14 protein-coding genes and 1 riboswitch are annotated in these 19,400 nt (G+C 43.1%); of the genes, 8 read left to right on the forward strand and 6 right to left on the reverse strand.

Annotated features, from left to right (window positions below):
• Positions 1-159: 159 nt before the first annotated feature.
• Positions 160-474, reverse strand: coding sequence for a superinfection immunity protein (locus ACFQZX_RS13485; protein WP_377116180.1), 315 nt, complete (start codon positions 472-474; stop codon positions 160-162).
• 170 nt (positions 475-644) lie between these two features.
• Between ACFQZX_RS13485 and ACFQZX_RS13490 the strand changes: the two genes are divergently transcribed.
• The 4 genes from ACFQZX_RS13490 to ACFQZX_RS13505 all read left to right on the forward strand — a co-directional run bounded on the left by ACFQZX_RS13490 (position 645) and on the right by ACFQZX_RS13505 (position 6,226).
• Positions 645-3,155 carry a PIG-L family deacetylase gene (locus ACFQZX_RS13490; protein WP_377116181.1) on the forward strand — a complete coding sequence of 837 codons (2,511 nt, stop codon included), beginning with the start codon at positions 645-647 and terminating at the stop codon, positions 3,153-3,155.
• A 61-nt stretch (positions 3,156-3,216) separates the two neighbouring features.
• A complete protein-coding gene (locus tag ACFQZX_RS13495) occupies positions 3,217-3,408 on the forward strand; it encodes a hypothetical protein (protein ID WP_377116183.1) in 192 nt (63 codons plus the stop codon).
• A 111-nt stretch (positions 3,409-3,519) separates the two neighbouring features.
• Positions 3,520-5,226, forward strand: coding sequence for a sodium:solute symporter (locus ACFQZX_RS13500; RefSeq protein WP_377116185.1), 1,707 nt, complete (start codon positions 3,520-3,522; stop codon positions 5,224-5,226).
• 61 nt (positions 5,227-5,287) lie between these two features.
• Positions 5,288-6,226 (forward strand): cation diffusion facilitator family transporter, encoded by a 939-nt coding sequence (locus ACFQZX_RS13505; protein WP_377116187.1) that lies wholly within the window; start codon positions 5,288-5,290, stop codon positions 6,224-6,226.
• 38 nt (positions 6,227-6,264) lie between these two features.
• Here the strand turns inward: ACFQZX_RS13505 and ACFQZX_RS13510 are convergent, their stop codons facing one another.
• From ACFQZX_RS13510 to ACFQZX_RS13520, 3 genes are all read right to left on the reverse strand, one after another.
• Complete coding sequence (locus ACFQZX_RS13510) at positions 6,265-7,122, reverse strand: DUF2911 domain-containing protein (protein ID WP_377116189.1); 858 nt, start codon at positions 7,120-7,122, stop codon at positions 6,265-6,267.
• A 311-nt stretch (positions 7,123-7,433) separates the two neighbouring features.
• Positions 7,434-7,928 (reverse strand): hypothetical protein, encoded by a 495-nt coding sequence (locus ACFQZX_RS13515; protein WP_377116191.1) that lies wholly within the window; start codon positions 7,926-7,928, stop codon positions 7,434-7,436.
• Positions 7,925-8,506: an RNA polymerase sigma factor gene (locus ACFQZX_RS13520; RefSeq protein WP_377116193.1), complete on the reverse strand. Its 582-nt coding sequence runs from the start codon at positions 8,504-8,506 to the stop codon at positions 7,925-7,927. Before ACFQZX_RS13520 ends, ACFQZX_RS13515 begins: the two co-directional genes overlap by 4 nt.
• Before the next feature lie 219 nt (positions 8,507-8,725).
• Here ACFQZX_RS13520 and ACFQZX_RS13525 point away from each other — a divergent pair, with 219 nt between their 5' ends.
• The 3 genes from ACFQZX_RS13525 to metF all read left to right on the forward strand — a co-directional run bounded on the left by ACFQZX_RS13525 (position 8,726) and on the right by metF (position 14,247).
• Entirely contained in the window at positions 8,726-9,082 is a 357-nt protein-coding gene (locus tag ACFQZX_RS13525; protein ID WP_377116195.1) for a DUF6249 domain-containing protein, read from the forward strand.
• Positions 9,083-9,218: 136 nt separating this feature from the next.
• Positions 9,219-9,329, forward strand: a riboswitch (SAM riboswitch).
• Between the two features lie 135 nt (positions 9,330-9,464).
• Positions 9,465-13,181, forward strand: coding sequence for a methionine synthase (gene metH, locus ACFQZX_RS13530; RefSeq protein ID WP_377116197.1), 3,717 nt, complete (start codon positions 9,465-9,467; stop codon positions 13,179-13,181).
• A 109-nt stretch (positions 13,182-13,290) separates the two neighbouring features.
• Positions 13,291-14,247 (forward strand): methylenetetrahydrofolate reductase [NAD(P)H], encoded by a 957-nt coding sequence (metF, locus tag ACFQZX_RS13535; RefSeq protein WP_377116199.1) that lies wholly within the window; start codon positions 13,291-13,293, stop codon positions 14,245-14,247.
• Between the two features lie 134 nt (positions 14,248-14,381).
• On the opposite strand, the gene ACFQZX_RS13540 is transcribed toward metF, so the two are convergent.
• Together ACFQZX_RS13540 and amaB are read right to left on the reverse strand one after the other, a co-directional pair.
• Positions 14,382-16,028: a S8 family serine peptidase gene (locus tag ACFQZX_RS13540; RefSeq protein WP_377116201.1), complete on the reverse strand. Its 1,647-nt coding sequence runs from the start codon at positions 16,026-16,028 to the stop codon at positions 14,382-14,384.
• Between the two features lie 66 nt (positions 16,029-16,094).
• Positions 16,095-17,636, reverse strand: coding sequence for an L-piperidine-6-carboxylate dehydrogenase (gene amaB, locus ACFQZX_RS13545; protein WP_377116203.1), 1,542 nt, complete (start codon positions 17,634-17,636; stop codon positions 16,095-16,097).
• Positions 17,637-17,874: 238 nt separating this feature from the next.
• Here amaB and ACFQZX_RS13550 point away from each other — a divergent pair, with 238 nt between their 5' ends.
• A complete protein-coding gene (locus ACFQZX_RS13550; protein ID WP_377116205.1) occupies positions 17,875-19,278 on the forward strand; it encodes a tetratricopeptide repeat protein in 1,404 nt (467 codons plus the stop codon).
• The last annotated feature ends 122 nt before the right edge of the window (positions 19,279-19,400 follow it).

Below are 19,400 nucleotides of genomic sequence, written 5' to 3' on the forward strand. Positions count from 1 at the left end.
CGAAAAGAATAAAGCAAGCTGACACGGTCCAGCCTTACTGTTAACTAACCCAATCCAAACAAAAAGAGGCCGCCTCATAATGACTTATGAGACGGCCTCTTTAAACAGCGACTAAACGCTGTTCACTACATTACTGATATTAACTATATTTAACTTGTTCTATAATATTTTTCTTTTCTCTAATTCCAACTCTTCATCATTAAGTACACCGTGCTTATGCATCGCAATCAGGCGGTCAAGCTTTTGTAGCTTACTTAAAGCAGAGTCAACATTTAATTGAACTCCATCTTCACTAAAAGAGACTTTTGAAGAGGCCTCGCCATACCTTGCCCATATTAAAGCAGCAAACCAGCCAATGATTGTCCAACCGAAAAAAATATTGAGCAAAAGAATACTGTTAGCACACTTTTTATTTCTTCCTAATAGGGTAGGAATAAAGTAGACGACAACACAAACTATGGCGATAATAAACATTGTGATGAGGTTTAGGGGGCATTCAAAAGTACTCAGCATATTCCTGATAAAAAATACGTGTTAATACGCAATTTTTAGCCGGTCATTTGCTTTATAAGAAAATCAACTTTCGCCCATAATTGACAATCCTCTTATATTAATCGTGCTATCTTTCAGATATATTTGTTGCCATGAAGCGTTTACTGGCAGCCCTTATTCTTACCGTTACAAGCTTTTCGTTAATTGCTCAAACATCTCCTCCGGCAGATATTGGCACTATCAAACAAAATTTAAAAAAACTTAACGTGCTTGGCAGCGTGTTATACATAGCCGCTCATCCCGATGATGAGAACACCAGGTTGCTTGGCTATCTTGCCCAGGAAAAACATTATCGTACCGGCTACCTTTCGCTAACGCGCGGAGATGGCGGTCAGAATTTGATAGGTACCGAGCAAGGGGAATTACTGGGGCTAATACGCACCCAGGAACTTTTAGCTGCACGCCGGGTTGATGGCGCAGAACAGTTTTTTAGCCGTGCCAATGATTTTGGTTTTTCAAAAAATCCGGAGGAAACCCTGAAATTTTGGGACAAAGAAAAAGTGTTGAGTGATATGGTTTGGGTGATACGTAACTTCAGGCCTGATGTAATGATATGCCGATTTCCCACTACAGGCGAGGGCGGACATGGAAATCATACCGCATCTGCCATATTAGCGCAGGAAGCCTTTAGCGCAGCGGCAGACCCTAAACGCTACCCCGAGCAGTTAAAATATGTAAAGGTGTGGCAGGCCAAACGCCTGCTGTGGAATACCTTTAGTTTTGGCAGCATTAATACTACATCGCCCGACCAATTTAAAATTAATGTTGGCGGTTATAACCCGTTATTAGGTAAAAGCTACGGTGAAATAGCTGCCGAGAGCCGCAGCAACCATAAAACACAGGGCTTTGGCTCTGCACGACAGCGCGGAGAGGCCTTTGAATATTTCAAAACTATTTTGGGCGATGCGCCAAAAAAAGATTTGATGGAAGGCATTGCTACTGATTGGAGCCGCATACCCGGCGGCGCGGCTATAGGTGCACAGGTAGATGCCATTACTAAAAGTTTTAATGCAGATAGCCCGCAACTTTCTGTTAAAGCCCTGGTTAATTTGTTAGATAAGGTTGATCAAACCATAGGTACCGACAAGGCCATGCAAACGGTAAGGCTTACTGAAAAGGCAGCTGCCGATTATGAATACTGGCACAAGCAAAAAACTAATGATCTGAAAGAACTTATTGCACAATGCGCCGGCTTATGGTTTGAGGCGTATGTAGCAGAACCAACCTATGCATTAGGTGATACGATGACTGTGCGGATACAGATGATTAACCGTGGTTCTTCTGCTGTTAAACTATTTGGCGTCGATCTGAATGACACTTTTATTACATCTGAAGATACTATACTATCTAAGGATATTTTAAAGACGGTTTCTTATAATATGCAGGCGGGGAAAATTACACAACCTTATTGGCTTGAGTCGGCACATAATATTGGTAGTTATACAATAAATGATGACCTTAAAGTAGGCAACCCCGAGAACCCGGATGCTGCAAAGGCAATTGTCACTTTTAGCATTGATGGTAAAAATATCAGTTATTACCGCAAACTTGTTTACAAGTATGTTGACCCGGCCCGCGGCGAAATTTACCAGCCCTTAGAAATAACACCGCCGGTTACTGCCAACATTGCCGAAAAGGTATATGTATTTAGCTCCCCACAGCCGCAAACCATACAAATAAAATTAAAAAGCTTTACTAATGCCAGTGGCAGCATAAGCCTGAAGCCTGTAATTGGCTGGAAGATTATTCCGGAAAAGATTGATTTTAGTAATAAAACCAAAGGAAACGAGTGGATGGTAACATTTAATGTATCACCAACCGATAATAAAACCCAAACATCAGTTCTACAGGCAAAGATTAATGCCAATGGCAAAACCTTTACACAAGGTTTGCTGGATATTCGTTATAACCATATACCTGCAATAACTATCTTTCCGCCTGCCGAAGCCAAATTGGTTAATATCAACCTTAAAACTGCCGGCAAACGGATTGGCTATATTGCCGGCGCCGGAGATCTGATACCAGAGTCGTTACGCGAGGTGGGCTACGATGTACATCAGCTTACTGAGAATGAGATTCTAAATACCGACTTATCCGGTTATGATGCTATTATAGTAGGAGTGCGTGCTTATAATGTTAATGACCGGCTTGTGTACGAACAACCCAAACTACTGGAATTTGTGAAAAATGGAGGAAACCTGGTTGTTCAATACAACAATAATGCAGGCCTTGTAACGCATAATATCGGCCCATATCCGTTTACAATTGTTAACCAGCGTGTAACAGAGGAAGATGCAAAAGTAACATTTACTGACGCGCAAAATCCGGTATTGAACTATCCGAATAAAATAACACCTGCCGACTTTGCCGACTGGATTCAGGAGCGGGGTTTGTATTTTGCAGATAATATAGACAACCACTACAGCACGCCGCTGCAAATGAACGATACAGGTATGAACCCTAACAAAGGCTCGCTGCTGGTAACAGATTATGGTAAAGGCAGGTTTGTATATACATCGCTTGCTTTCTTCAGGCAGTTGCCTGCCGGTGTGCCAGGCGCCTATCGTTTATTTATTAATTTACTGAGTAAACCCAAAAACTGATAATACAATTGGCATCAATGGTTTATTAATTTAAATTTGCATCGTATTAACATAACATACTATGTCACATCATCATCACGAAGAAGAAAAAAGCTACGATTACATATACTACCTGGTAGCCTTGGTTTGCGGTTTATTTGTAGGCGCAATTGTTGATAGAGGCTTTATATGGATACCTGTTGGTGGTGTTTTTGGTTTATTAACTGCCGCGGTATTTATCAAATTCCTGGTAAAGGGACGTGAAGAGGTCTGATAACAGCGGCCTTCCATCTTACATAAAAACCTGGAACCAGTTTTACGGTATAGTTATCGTATGGCTGGTTTTTTTAATTTTGTTATTTTGGCTCATTACAATTTATTTTGAATGAGCCTTACCGATTGGATAGTTCTTGCAGTTACACTTTTATCAATTGTAACCTATGGCATTTGGAAAAGCGGTAGAAGTAAAAACATAGATCAATATATAGCCGGCGACCGTTCGCTGCCATGGTACCATATTGGCCTTTCGGTAATGGCTACTCAGGCAAGCGCTATTACCTTTTTATCAGCGCCTGGTCAGGCCTATAGTGATGGTATGCGCTTTGTTCAGTTTTATTTTGGCCTGCCCCTGGCCATGATTGTGCTGTGCATCACTTTTGTCCCCATATTTCATAAACTAAAAGTTTATACAGCATATGAGTTTCTGGAGCAACGTTTTGATCTGAAAACCCGTGTGCTTACAGCAACGCTGTTCTTGATTCAACGAGGCCTTTCAACGGCGATCACTATTTATGCACCAGCAATTATCTTATCAGGAATATTACATATTAATACTACCTATACCACTCTTTTTATAGGCGGCTTAGTTCTTTTTTATACAGTTTACGGTGGTGCAAAAGCAGTATCTTACACTCAACTGCTGCAAATGAGCGTAATTTTTACCGGAATGTTTATGGCGGCTTGTTGTGTTGTATGGCTTTTGCCTGATAACACAGGGTTTATAAAAGCCATAAAAATTGCAGGTAATATGGGCCGTATGAATATTATCGACTGGAAGTTTGATCCCGATAACCGCTATAATATCTGGAGCGGTGTAATTGGAGGCTTTTTTCTGCAGCTATCTTACTTTGGTACCGATCAGAGCCAGGTAGGCCGTTACTTAACCGGGAGTTCGGTTGCACAAAGCAGGCTGGGCCTTATCATGAACGGCCTTATCAAAATACCCATGCAGTTCCTCATCTTGCTGATAGGCGTATTAACATTTACATTTTACCAGTTTAACCGCCCGCCGGTGTTTTTTAACAATTACGAAGTTGAACAGGTAAAAAGAAGCCCTTATGCCGCAGAGTTTAATAAGCTGGAAACAGATTACCAAAATGCGTTTGAAAATAAAAGGGATCTTGCTGAACAGCTAAATACAGTGTTAAGCAGTAATAACAAGCCAGCAATTACCGTTGCAAAAGCAGCGTTGAAGGATGCCGAAATTCAAATGAATAACATTCGGGATAAAGCTATTGACATTATTAAACAACGAAGCGGCAACCAAAATGTAAATGACACCAATTATGTGTTTTTAACTTTTGTAACACATTATCTACCCAAAGGCCTCATCGGTTTATTAATAGCTATAATTTTTCTGGCTTCTATGGGTTCAACCGCAAGCGGTATCAGCGCGCTTGCATCAACAACAGTGGTTGATGTTTATAAACGTATTTTCTATAAAGGAGCAACTGACCGGCAATATGTAAACGCTACGCGGCTGGCCACTGTTTTCTGGGGTATAGTTTGCATAGGTATGGCTTTGTATGCAAACAAAATAGGCAATTTGCTGGAGGCGGTAAACCTTTTGGGATCCTATATTTATGGCACCATATTGGGTGTTTTTATAGTTGCCTTTTACTTTAAAAAAGTGAGCGCGACAGCAGTATTTGTTGCCGCAGTAATTACAGAAGCCATTATATGCCTAATGGGGTATTACGAAGCTGTTGCCTATTTATGGTTAAATGCTATTGGGTGCATAGGCGTTGTGATTTTTGCATGGCTGTTGAATTTCATTATAAGCAAGGATAAATTATACATAAGCGAAAGCTAAAAAGCTGCTTTGAAGCAAACACATCTGCCTGTTTAGCATTTACTACATATAAATGTTATAAATGGCCAAGAACAGAACATCTATATATAGTGCATTAATAGCAAACCTGCTGATCGCAGTTACTAAATTTATTGCCGGCGGTTTCACCAACAGCTCTTCAATGATATCTGAAGGTATACACTCCCTGGTAGATACAGTTGACCAGGTGCTGCTGCTGTACGGGCTAAACCACAGTAAGAAACCTGCGGATATTACCCATCCCTTTGGTTATGGTAAGGAGCTTTACTTTTGGTCGTTCATTGTATCTATACTGATATTTGGCCTGGGTGGAGGGCTTTCCATTTATCAGGGCATCCAGCACATCATCAGGCCTGAACCGGTTGAAAACCCTGTGTGGAACTATGTTGTATTGGGCTTATCCATGATATTTGAGGGCGCCTCGTTTGTTATCGCGGCGAAAGAATTCAACCAGGTTCGCAACGGTTTAAGCTGGTGGCAAGCAATTGTTAAAAGTAAAGACCCAAGCAGTTTTTTGGTTTTGTTTGAAGATGGTGCTGCCGTGCTGGGCCTGCTGATTGTATTTGTATTTATGCTGATAGGGCACAGTTACCATCTGGAATATATGGACGGAGTGGCATCAGTACTGGTAGGTTTATTACTGGTATTTGTATCAGCCATTTTGGCCAGAGAAAGCAGGAGCCTGCTTATGGGTGAAGGTATTGCTCCGGAAACTCAACAAAAAATACGAACACTTGCCGAGCAGGATAGGGCGGTTATACGTGTGGTAAATGTGCTGTCAACTTACCAGGCGCCTGATGATGTAATGCTAATGCTGATCATAGATTTTGACCCTGATATTGATACAGAAGACATAACCGCAGCTATAGAGCGTGTACGCCTTGCCATAAAGACCGCCTTCCCGCATATTAAATTTGTTTTTGTACAGCCACAAACTTATACAAACTTACCTACAGATATAATACCAATAAAAAGGCCTTAAGCTAAGCAGCTTAAGGCCTTTTTATTGGTATTAATTAATTAATCTTTGGCTTGCTGTATAACCGCTTCATTAAGCCTTACATATTCTTCGTCGTTACTGTCCTTAGCGAGTTTAATCCCCTGTTGGGCTGTTGCTATTGCTGCTGCCTTATCGCCCATCTTAAGCTGTATGCGCGATTTCCATAGTTTAAACCATGGTGCATTAGGTTCAAGCTTCTCTGCCTCTAAAGCCCATTGCATGGCCTTTTTAAGGTCTTTGTCATTCTCGTAATAATATTGTATAGCATTAAAATAAGGACGCTTTTTTATTTCACCTTGCATCAGCTTTTCAATGTTAGCAGTTATTTGTGCATCATCATTGGTTTGCATATGAATAGGTACGGCAGTATGGTCCCAAACAATATATAAATCGGTAGTTTTTGTTGTTGAATTAGCAAACTGCATGGTAAACGTTTCGCGCTTCTCTTTTACAGTTAATGACTTCACTTTAAAGCGAAGCAGATCATCAGCCTGCTTATAATCATAAGCCCCCCATTGTTTAGCAGTTTTGTTTAAAATGATAGTCCACTCATTTTTTTCGGGGATGCTAAAAAGTGCATAGGTACCGGCAGGCACTTTATTACCTTCAATAATTACTTCTTCGCTAAAGGTAATGGTAGTAGCAGCATTTGCACCTGTACGCCATACTTGCCCGTAAGGATTGATACCACCGAATATTTTACGCCCTTTTACATTTGGCCTTGAATAAGTTATGGTTATTTTACCCAGTCCAAAATCCTGTATAATGGTTTGTGTGGAGCTGGCCTCAGGGATGCGGGGTTCCTGCTGGGCATAAATATTTAGGCTTACACATGCAAAGAGCACGGCAAGCAAGTAAAATTTAGTTTTTCTCATCATTCAAATTTACCACTAATGTAGCAATTGCAAGATGAATTTTTAGTGAAATGGGTTGCAAAGCAATAATCAATAGCTATAAAATAATAAAAGCCCTCCAGACTTGCTCCGGAGGACTTTCAACCTAAACCTTATCACAATTAACCGGTAAGTTTACCGGTTGCAAAAGATGTTACAAAGACTGTACCAAAATATATTGATCTGCTCTAAATGTGTCATATCTACACTTTCAAGCCGATTTATTTAATTAAAAGCTATATACAACTGGCGGTGTAGGTTTATGTGTTAAGATTTTTATACACAAAAAGTGACACTTATTGCTGCTTTGTCAGTTTGACACGACGCAGATAGCTGTCTAATAAAAACAAGCCCATTACAATATCAAAAAACAAAAAACCTTTGATTACCGGCCCTGTTAGGTAGCTGCTTATACGGGGTACATTCAGTTTTACCGGAATATCAACATCAGTACCTGCTGACCAGTTTACTGTACTAAATGTGTACACCAGTAACCCTGCAACCGTAGCTATAAAAAATACAGCTATTGACCATATTATTTTTTTATTGATAGCGGCCTTCAGCGGTTGGCTGGCATTTTCAATCCGTACGCTCTCCATTACATTATAAGTAAAGGCCATGGACGGTTCATCAAGCTCTATATTGTTAAGGCTTTCATTAAACAGCAGCAGTTCGTTATACTTATTACGATATGCTTCGTCACGCTCTATAAGCCGGGCGATGGCCTGCCGTTCTTGATCGGTACAAGTTCCATCAATGTAATTCCAAAGTCTTTCTTCAATGCTGTTCATATCAGTTCGTTAACTTCGTGTTTTAAATTACGCTCCAGCTTTTCCTTTAAACGCTGTCGCGCCCTGAATAGTTTTACTTTAACGGTATTAGCCTCTATACCTAACACTCCTGCTATTTCTTCAAGCGACTGCTCGCCTTTGTAAAACATGGTTATAATGGTCGCATCATCAGGCAGTAACTGCTCAATGGCCTGATTAAGGTAAAAGCTGCGCGATTTGTTTTCTACGTTATGTTCATCAAAACCGCCGGGCTTATTCTCTATTTGGATATAGGTTTCATCGTCATCAATTGATGAAGTATTAACACGTTTTTTCCTTAAAAAAGTCATAGCGGTTGTATATACAATTGTATATAGCCAGGTACTGAACTTAGATTGTTGCTGAAAGGAAGATAACGAACGATAAGCCTTCACAAAGCAATCCTGCGCAATTTCTTCAGCATCTTCCCTGCTTTTTGCAAAGCGCATAGCCAGTGTGAAAACAAAGCGCTGATGGCGCCTTACCAGATCGGCATAGGCCGACTGGTTGCCGCCAAGTGTTTGTTCTATCAACTCAATATCCGAAAGCCTGCTTTGCATATACAACCTCTCTGACTACAACATTCAATATTAGGTTACATACTAAATTACGATTTTAGATATACGGTTTAAAAATCATATGTATAGGTAAGTTTATACAGAAAGGTGTTATCGTACTTTTAAAAATATTTATCAATGAGTGTAACCTCTTAAAAAACGATGTGGTCATAGCCTGCAAATACACCATGGTGGTGACATCAACAAAAAAAAATAAATATCATGGACGGAAAAATATTAATACCGATTTTAATCTCTCTGGGCTTATTTGCCCTAATATTTGGAATTTTTTATATGAGAAACCGGGAGCGCATGGCAATGATAGAACGAGGCATGGACCCCCGGGCTTATAAACCACAGCCAGCTCCATGGCAAAATCTTAAATGGGGGTTGCTATTAATAGGTTCGGGCTTAGGCCTGTTTTTAGCTTATGTTTTAGATCGCACTACTTTTGCCAGTACACAGGATGAGAACGAGGCTATTTACTTTGGCTTGATAGCGATTTTTGGCGGCCTCGGCCTGGTGCTTTCCTATCGCATTGAAAAGAAAGAACTGTATCACGACAACAAAGGGGAATAAGCAAAGCAGTCGTCCTGAAACAGGTTGACAAAATTAGAGTTAAAGATAGTCCTTGTGGGTTAATACCTGCAAGGCTTTTTTTTGTAGCGCTTATGCTACTATTTGCGTTTTACAACATTATTATTCATCTTTGTACCGCTTATGGAGAAAGACGGAGGGATTAGACCCTGCGATGTCTTAGCAACCTGTTACTTAACAAGGTGCTACATTCTACCCGGCTCTATTAAATGAACGGGACAGATAAGTGAAAGTCAACCCATTACACCCCGACTTTTCGAGTAAGCTACATACAGTTTGCAGTTTTGAGTAAGCAGTTTGCAGTATTTGCTGTACCCGCTTGTTTAACTGCCCACTGGTAACCGGCAACTGCCAACTGATACAAATGGATATTAGAAAAGAACTACAAAAACGCATCCTGGTTATTGATGGGGCAATGGGTACCATGATACAACGGTACGAGCTGACAGAAGCTGATTTTCGCGGCGAGCGTTTTCGTAACCATCCATCTGATCTTAAAGGTAACAATGACCTGTTGAACCTTACACGGCCGGATGTTATAAAAGCTATACATGCCGAGTACCTGGAAGCCGGTGCCGATATTATAGAAACCAATACATTCAGCACCCAACGCATTTCGCTGGCCGATTACCATATGGAAGAGCTGGGCTACGAGCTAAGCTATGAGGGTGCGCGCCTGGCCCGGGAAGCGGCTGATGAATACACGGCAAAAGATCCATCAAAACCACGGTTTGTAGCCGGTGCTATCGGCCCTACCAACCGCACAGCATCGCTGTCGCCCGATGTTAATGACCCGAGTTACCGCGCCGTTACTTTTGATGACCTTGCCGAGGCTTATTACGAGCAGGTGCGCGGGCTGGTTGATGGCGGCTCTGATGTGCTGCTGGTTGAAACCATTTTTGATACGCTGAACGCAAAGGCAGCGTTGTTTGCGATAGATAGGTATGCCAACGAATTAAAGAAGTCTCCAGCCACTGGGAGGAGATTTAGAGGGGGGCCAGATCGCAGGCTTCCAATCATGATCTCAGGTACCATTACCGATGCATCAGGCCGTACTTTGTCTGGCCAAACTGTTGAGGCTTTCTGGAATTCTGTCAGCCATGCCAATTTGTTATCGGTTGGTTTAAACTGTGCGCTGGGTGCAAAAGAGATGCGTCCGCACTTAGAGGAACTTTCTGAAAAGGCAGGTGTATTTATCTCAGCCTACCCCAACGCCGGCCTGCCTAACGAGTTTGGCGCTTATGACGAAACCCCGCATGAAACCGCCCACCAGGTAGATGATTTTATAAAAGCTGGTTTGGTAAATATAGTAGGAGGCTGTTGCGGTACCACGCCCGATCATATCAAATGTATCGCCGAAAAGGCTGCAAAGTATCCACCCCGCCAAATTCCGGAGATACAGCCTTACCTGCGTTTGAGCGGTTTGGAAGCCGTAACTTTAACTCCCGAAACTAACTTTGTAAATATAGGTGAGCGTACCAATATCACCGGCTCACCAAAATTCTCCAAGCTTATCCTTGCCGAAAATTATGAGGAAGCTCTTTCTGTTGCATTACAGCAGGTAGAAGGTGGTGCTCAGGTTATCGATATTAATATGGATGAGGGAATGATAGATTCTGAGGCTGTGATGGTGAAATTCCTGAATTTGGTTGCGAGCGAGCCCGATATTGCCAAGCTACCCATCATGGTCGATTCATCAAAATGGACCGTGTTGGAGGCGGGCTTAAAATGTTTACAGGGCAAAGGTATCGTCAACTCCATCTCGCTAAAAGAAGGCGAAGAGAAGTTTAAAGAATATGCCCGCAAGATATTAAGCTACGGTGCTGCAACCGTGGTGATGGCTTTTGACGAAACAGGCCAGGCCGATTCACTGGAGCGCCGCAAAGAGATATGTGAGCGCAGCTACCGTATACTGGTTGATGAGGTTGGCTTCCCTCCGCAGGACATCATATTTGACCCCAACATCCTTACCGTGGCAACCGGTTTGGAAGAACACAATAACTACGCGGTAGATTTTATTGAAGCTACCCGCTGGATAAAACAAAACCTGCCGCTGGCCAAGGTTAGCGGTGGTGTAAGTAACATATCATTCTCGTTCCGCGGCAATAACGTGGTACGCGAGGCTATGCACTCGGCATTTCTTTATCATGCCATTAAGGCAGGCCTTGATATGGGTATTGTTAATGCCGGTATGCTGGAAGTTTACGAACAAATTCCTAAAGACCTGCTTGAATTGGTTGAAGATGTGCTGCTTAACCGCCGTGACGACGCAACAGAACGTTTGGTTGAGTTTGCCGATACTATTAAAAGTAAAGGTAAAGCTATAGTAAGAGACGAAGAGTGGAGGAAAGGACCGGTTGAAGAGCGCCTGTCGTACGCGCTGGTAAAAGGTATTGTTGAATACTTGGATGACGATGTTGAAGAGGCCCGACAGAAATATGCCCGCCCATTGGAAGTGATTGAAGGCCCGCTGATGGACGGCATGAACATAGTGGGCGATCTGTTTGGCGCCGGTAAAATGTTTTTACCGCAGGTAGTAAAATCGGCTCGTGTAATGAAAAAGGCCGTAGCCTACCTGCTGCCATTTATCGAAGCCGAAAAAGCTAAAAATCCGGGTGAGGGCGCTAAAAGTAATGCTGGTAAGGTGCTGATGGCTACCGTTAAAGGCGATGTGCACGATATTGGGAAAAACATTGTAGGCGTGGTATTGGCCTGTAACAACTTTGAGGTGATAGACCTCGGCGTGATGGTGCCCGCACAAAAAATAATTGAAGAAGCTAAAAAGCAAAATGTGGATATTATTGGTCTGAGCGGATTGATTACTCCCTCACTTGATGAGATGGTACACTTTGCTAAGGAAATGGAGCGCGAAGGCTTTACTATCCCGCTGTTGTTGGGTGGTGCCACTACATCGCGCATACATGCCGCGGTTAAGGTTGCCCCACATTATTCGGGTGCCGCTATACATGTGCTGGATGCATCGCGCAGTGTTACCGTATGCAGCAGCCTGATGAATAAGGATACCCGCGACAGCTATATACAAGGCATCAAAGATGAGTACGCTAAAGCACGCGAAGCGCATGCCAATAAAAAGAGCGACAAGCGTTTTGTAAGTATTGAACAAGCACGTGCCCAAAAATTTCAGATCAATCTGAATGGTATGGTGGCGCCTGCGCCAACTTTTACCGGCACCAAAGTATTTGAATCATTCCCGCTGGAAGAATTAGTGCCTTATATTGACTGGACACCCTTCTTTCATACCTGGGAACTGCGTGGCAGCTATCCGAAGATATTTGAAGATAAGTTTGTAGGTGTAGAAGCTAAAAAGCTTTTTGATGATGCCCAGGCGCTATTAAAAAAAATAGTTGATGAAAAGTTGCTCCGCGCTGATGGAGTTATTGGTTTCTGGCCTGCTAATAGTGTAGGCGATGATATAGAAGTATACACCGATGAAACGCGGAGTCAGTTACTTACACGCATTCATACCCTTCGCCAGCAAAATGAAAAGGTAAAAGGTGAGCCGTACTACGCGCTGGCAGATTTCATCGCGCCTAAAGAAAGCGGTATTGCCGATTATTGGGGAGGCTTTGCTGTAACCGCCGGTTTGGGTTGCGACGAACTGGTAGCTGAGTTTGAACGCGACCATGATGATTATAACAGCATTATGGCTAAAGCACTTGCCGACCGCCTTGCCGAAGCCTTTGCCGAAAAAATGCATGAACTGGTACGAAGAGAATATTGGGGATATGCCAAGGCTGAGCACCTGAGCAATGAAGAGCTGATCAAAGAGGAATATCAAGGTATTCGCCCGGCGCCGGGTTATCCGGCATGCCCGGATCATACTGAAAAGACTACTTTATTTGAGATTTTAAAGGCTGAAGAAAGTGTCCATATGCATTTGACTGAAAGCCTGGCCATGATGCCTGCCGCATCAGTAAGCGGCTTTTATTTCGCGCACCCTCAGGCACGTTATTTCGGCCTGAACAAAATCAGCAAAGACCAGGTGGAAGATTACGCCAAACGTAAAAACATGTCTATAGAAACAGTAGAACGTTGGCTGGGGCCTAATTTGAATTATTAAAGAGGTGCGTCATTGCGAGGAACGAAACAATCTCCAAACTATACAGAGCGAACCTGCCTGTGTAGATTGCTTCGTTCCTCGCAATGACGCTTAGATAAATTATACTTAAATGAAGATTACTGAGCACATCGAGAACGCGGCTGGCAAAACACTATTCTCTTTTGAACTGATACCGCCGTTGAAAGGGCACAGCATCCAGGGTATTTATGATGCTATTGATCCATTGATGGAATTTAAGCCGCCATTTATTGATGTTACTTCGTTGCGCGAGGATTTTATATATAAAGAACAGGATAACGGTCTGCTGCAAAAGCTGGCGTACCGTAAACGCCCGGGTACCATTGCTATATGTGCAGCCATCATGAATAAATACAAGGTGGATACCGTGCCGCATTTATTATGCGGTGGCTTTACTAAAGATGAAACCGAAAACGGCTTGATAGACCTGCACTTTTTAGGTATCGAAAATGTACTGGTACTAAGGGGTGATGCCCGCAAAGGCGATACATCATTTGTGCCTACCCCAAATGGGCATTGTTATGCCACCGATTTGCTTAAACAGGTTGTAAACATGAACAACGGCGTTTACCTGCATGAGCATTACGAAAACATGATGAAAACCAATTTTTGTATCGGCGTAGCAGGCTATCCCGAAAAGCATTTTGAGGCGCCTAATCTTAAAACCGACTTTAAGTATTTAAAGCAAAAGGTAGAAATGGGGGCAAGCTTTATTGTTACACAAATGTTTTTTGATAACAAACGCTATTTTGAATTTGTAAATAGCTGTAGGGCAGTCGGTATCAATGTACCTATTATACCCGGACTTAAGCCAATAACATCATCAAAGCAGTTAATCTCCTTGGCTAAAACTTTCCATATTGATATCCCCGAGGATCTGAGTGATGCCATACACGATGCAAAATCAGAAAAGGACGTAAAGGATATTGGGATCGAATGGATGATCAACCAGTGTAAAGAGCTGGTTAATTTCGGTGCGCCGGTATTACATTTTTACACAATGGGTAATCCCGGCCCAACAAAGCGCATTGCTGAGGCGATATTTTAGTATAGTACTTGTCAGTCTTAGCTTGTCGAAGGCCTTTACCTTTCAAAGTGGTTGGACAAGCTCATCTTGACAAGGTGCTAAACGAGTGCGGCCCGACTGATTCAGTCGGGCCGCACTCGTTATGATATATAGTGTTAATTAGGCAACTCGGGTTTCATTTTTGATGCAATAAGCAACGCACGGTAAGCGTTTACTATGCCGCCTGTTTTAGATAGTGTTGTAAAATCAACTTTATCTGTTTTGCTGCCCGGTTTTAATACCATTACGCCTGTCAATGGTGTGGCCGATCCCAGAATAGCTTGCTTAAGCTGTTTAGCGCTGAGCTTAGGATAGTACTCCAGTATTAAAGCTGCAATACCGGCAGTGATAGGTGAGGCAAAGCTGGTACCATCCGCAGTGTTAAATTCGGCATCCATATTTACAGATGTTACTTTAACGCCTGGGGCAAACACATCCACATTCTTTTTACCATAATTACTGAAAGAGCCTGCAAGCTCGGCATCTTTGCGTGCCGCAGATGCACCTACGCTGATAACGTTATCAGCATCAGTGGCTGAGCCGTCCTCAAATGTATCATTAGGAAATTGAGGCTTAACATCAACATCCTGGTTGTCGTTACCTGCTGCCTGTACCAACAGTACATTTTTAGATGCGGCATATTTAAAAGCTTCATCTACCCATGCCTTATGCGGTGACAGCTTTTTGCCAAAGCTCATGTTAATTACTTTTGCACCATTATCAACGGCATACCTTATAGCGTTGGCGATGTCCTTATCGTACTCATCGCCGTTAGGTACCGCTTTAATTGCCATTATGCGAACGTTATCAGCAACCCCATCGATACCATATTTGTTACCGCGTACCGCGCCTATAAGGCCTGCAACACCTGTACCATGCTCAGCATCTGCAAACTTAAGCAGGTTGTTGCCGTAAGGTTTGCCATCCTGTACATTAGGGTCATCGCCAACTATACGCGCGCGTGCTTCCAGATCTGGGTTAACATCGTTGTTTAGTTTTTGCAGGTATTCGCTTAGGTCATTAATGATCTTGGCATTGGTTTCGTTACCACCTTCCTGCTCAAAAACAGACTGCCATACGGCAACGCTTTGTTTCACGGTATCATTAGCGGTAGTAACTTTAGCAAGGTCAGTTTTTTTAAAGGTACCATCAGTCTTTAAATTTAAAGCTCTTTTTACATACCCGCTGGTAGCCATCAGCGCATTCAGGATGGGCTGTAGCTGTTGTAACTCGGTGTTAGATTTATTGACAGTTTCGTTATGGGTAAGCTTCACCTGCTCCCAGTAAGCAAACTCCTTTTCCTGCCCGGCAGGCGCCGATGTCAGGTTCTCATATTTGCTTTTAAGGCGATTGTATTCGCGCACCTCTTCAGTAGTTTCGGTAAAATCGCATTTACCGCCGGGGCCGCCTAAGAAGTCCCAGCCATGTATATCATCTATGTAGCCATTATGGTCGTCATCAATACCGTTGCCCGGAATCTCTTTGGTATTGGTCCACAGCACAGGTTTTAAATCTGCCTGAGCGGTATCAATACCGCTATCGATAGTAGCAATAACCACTGTCTTGCTTTTTTTACCTTTTACCAGTTGATAAGCCTGGTTAAGGCTGATGCCGTAATAGCCATCAGTTTTAAGGTCCATTAAGTGCCAGTTTTTAGGTAGTTCTGCCGGGGCTTTAGGTGCAACCTGCGCGGTTGCGTTGTAGTTTATCAGTATTGCCGCGCTAAGTGCAACAGCAGTAACCGTCTTGCGGATAAAATGCATAAATTAATAAATACTTCTTTTTATTTGTTATTGACGGCAATATAACCGTTTAGTTTAAACTTCTGTTTAGAGGTTGAATTTTATACCCTGTGCTAAAGGCAACGTTTCAGAATAATTTATAGTATTGGTTTGCCGCCTCATATAAATTTTCCACGCGTCAGATCCGCTTTCGCGCCCGCCGCCTGTTTCTTTCTCACCGCCAAACGCGCCGCCAATCTCTGCGCCTGATGTACCGATGTTAACGTTAGCGATACCACAGTCAGACCCGGCTACAGAAAGGAACTTTTCCGCCTCCCGCAGGTTAGTCGTCATGATGGCCGACGACAGGCCTTGAGGCACGCCATTTTGCAAGGCAATGGCATCGTCTAAATCGGCGTATTTCATTAAATATAAAATAGGCGCAAATGTTTCGTGCTGGACTATTTTATAATGGTTTTCTACTTCGGCTATGCATGGTGTAACATAACAGCCGGATGCATAGGCATCGCCTTCCAGCCTGCCGCCTTCTACAATAAACCTGCCGCCCTCAGCTTTGCATTTCTCTATCGAATCCAGATAGGCGTTGACTGCATCATGGTCTATCAGCGGGCCCATATGGTTCTGCTCGTTTAATGGGTTGCCTATTTTTATTTGCGCGTAAGCGTTTACCAGCTTTTGCTTAAAGTCATCATAAACGCTTTCATGGATAATCAGCCTGCGGGTAGTGGTGCAGCGTTGCCCTGCAGTGCCAACAGCGCCAAACACTGCGCCTATCAGCGCCATATCCAGGTCGGCATCTGATGTTATGATGATGGCATTGTTCCCGCCGAGCTCAAGTAAGCTTTTGCCCAGGCGTGCACCCACCGCAGCGGAAACGGCTTTACCCATGCGCGTAGAGCCGGTGGCCGAGATCAAAGGGATACGGGTATCATTGCTCATTAACTCGCCGATACTGCGGTCGCCTATAACCAGGCAGCTCACTCCATCCTCTACGCCATTTTCTTCGAAAACCTGTTTTACGATATGCTGGCAGGCAATGGCGGTCAAAGGTGTCTTTTCAGATGGTTTCCAAACGCACACATCACCGCAAACCCATGCCAGCATGGCATTCCAGCTCCAAACCGCCACTGGAAAGTTAAATGCCGATATGATACCTACAATACCCAGCGGATGATGCTGCTCATACATGCGGTGACCCGGCCTTTCACTGTGCATGGCAAGGCCATACAGTTGCCTGCTGAGGCCAACGGCAAAATCGCAGATATCTATCATTTCCTGCACTTCGCCGTAACCTTCCTGCAGGCTTTTACCCATTTCATAAGATACGAGGGTACCCAGTTGTTGCTTGTGGGCACGTAATTGTTCGCCAATCTGACGCACTATCTCACCGCGTTTGGGTGCAGGTATCAATCGCCAGCTTTTGAACGCATTTGTAGCCGTATCAATAACGGCATCGTACTCTTCTTCAGTAGCGAATGTAACGGATGCTATCTTTTGGCCGTCTACAGGAGAGACGATGTTTTTAACTAAGGCACCTGTAGTACTGCCCTGGCTGCTGCCTGTACTAAAAGCATGGTTTGTGTCGTTTATATGTAAATGATCAAGGATATCCTTTATAGATAGGCTCATAATTAATACTTTTGTCAAAGGTAAAAATCTTTAAGGCAATTATTATCAACTCATCTGTTGCCGGCATAAACGCTTTGCATTTATTATCAGACACTTGTATTAACAGCTGTTAATAATGTTTGTATGTTGAAAACTTAATTGCCCATAAGAGGCTTATTATTGTAATTTGAACTTATGTTTGAATAGGGCAGGTTAGGCAACCACCCGAAAAATATAGTGTTCTCTTAAATAAACTTGAATGGAAGAAGAATTTGAATTTGGTTTTACCGAAGATCCAAAGTTTTCGGTGGAGCGGTACGAAGAGATGATTCGAAATCATGATCAGTACTTTTTTGATGCCCAGGCGTTTGAGAACATTATCGACTACTACATAGAAAAAAACGACCCTGCCAAGGCTTTGCAGGTATCGGAGTATGCACGCAACCAACACCCGTTTGCAGCAGTTTTCCTGATAAAACAGGCTCAGTTACTGGTAGTTACTAATCGCGTTTCAGAGGCATTTGCCGCATTGGATAAGGCTGCCATGCTGGAGGCGTCGGACGCTGATATTTATATCATCCGCGGAAACCTTTACGAAAGCATGGAGCGTAATGCCGAAGCTTTGGAAAATTACGAAAAGGCGCTCGATCTGGCTGAGGAAACTGATGATATCTTACTGCATATAGCTTATGTGTACCAAAACATGGGCGACTATGATACGGCGATTACATACCTTAAACTATGCCTTAAGCAAAACATGGAAAACCAGGACGCGCTTTACGAGCTGGCTTTTTGTTACGATGTTTTGGATAACCAGGAAGAAAGCGTACAGTTTTATCAGCAGTATATCGATAACGAGCCGTACAGCTATGCCGCATGGTATAACCTGGGTAATGCTTACACAAAGCTGGGCTTGTTTGAGAAAGCCATTGATGCATACGATTATGCTATCCTGATAAAAGACAGCTTTGCATCCGCGTACTTCAATAAAGGCAACGCGTTGGTAAATCTCGAGAAATTTGCTGAGGCAATTGAAGTATATCGACAGACCTTTGAGTACGAACAGCCTAATGCTGATACATATTGCGCCATTGGCGAATGCTATGAAAAGCTTGAGCAGATGGATGAGGCAAGGTCATTCTATAAAAAATCTGTTAAGATGGACCCCAAACTGGCTGATGCCTGGTTTGGCATTGGTGTGACGCTCGATTTTGAGGAACGCTACTTTGAAGCCCTGCATTTCTACAAAAAGGCGTTAGACCTTGATATAGCCAATGCCGACTACTGGTTTGCCATTGCTGATGCAGAGTACAAACTGGGCCACCTGGCCGAAGCTGAACATGCCTACGAGAAAGTGGTTGAGCTGAACCCGCTGGATGTAGATGCCTGGCTGGACTATTCATCAATAATGTATGAGCAAAAAAGGCTTTTAGATGCTATTGAAGTGATTGCCCAGGCAATAAAGAATAATCCGGATGCTGCTGAATTGTACTATCGCATGGTGGCCTATTTATTTGCCAAAGGCGAGTATAACGAAGCGTTGAACCAACTGGAAATGGCCCTCGCTACCGACCCTGAAAAACATTACATCCTGTTTGACTATCTTCCGCAATTGCAGGAGAATAAAGTGATCATTGATATTATAAACAGGTATACTAAGTAGAGAGTGGTGAGTGGAGAATAGTGAATTTTCATTAATCAAATATCAAACGCCGGGACATTGATCCCGGCGTTTTGCATATAATGCCATCCCCTGGGTTTAGGGGGGGGTAATAAAGCTGCAGT

This window comes from Mucilaginibacter litoreus, from assembly GCF_042676805.1.
GTDB lineage: Bacteria > Bacteroidota > Bacteroidia > Sphingobacteriales > Sphingobacteriaceae > Mucilaginibacter > Mucilaginibacter litoreus.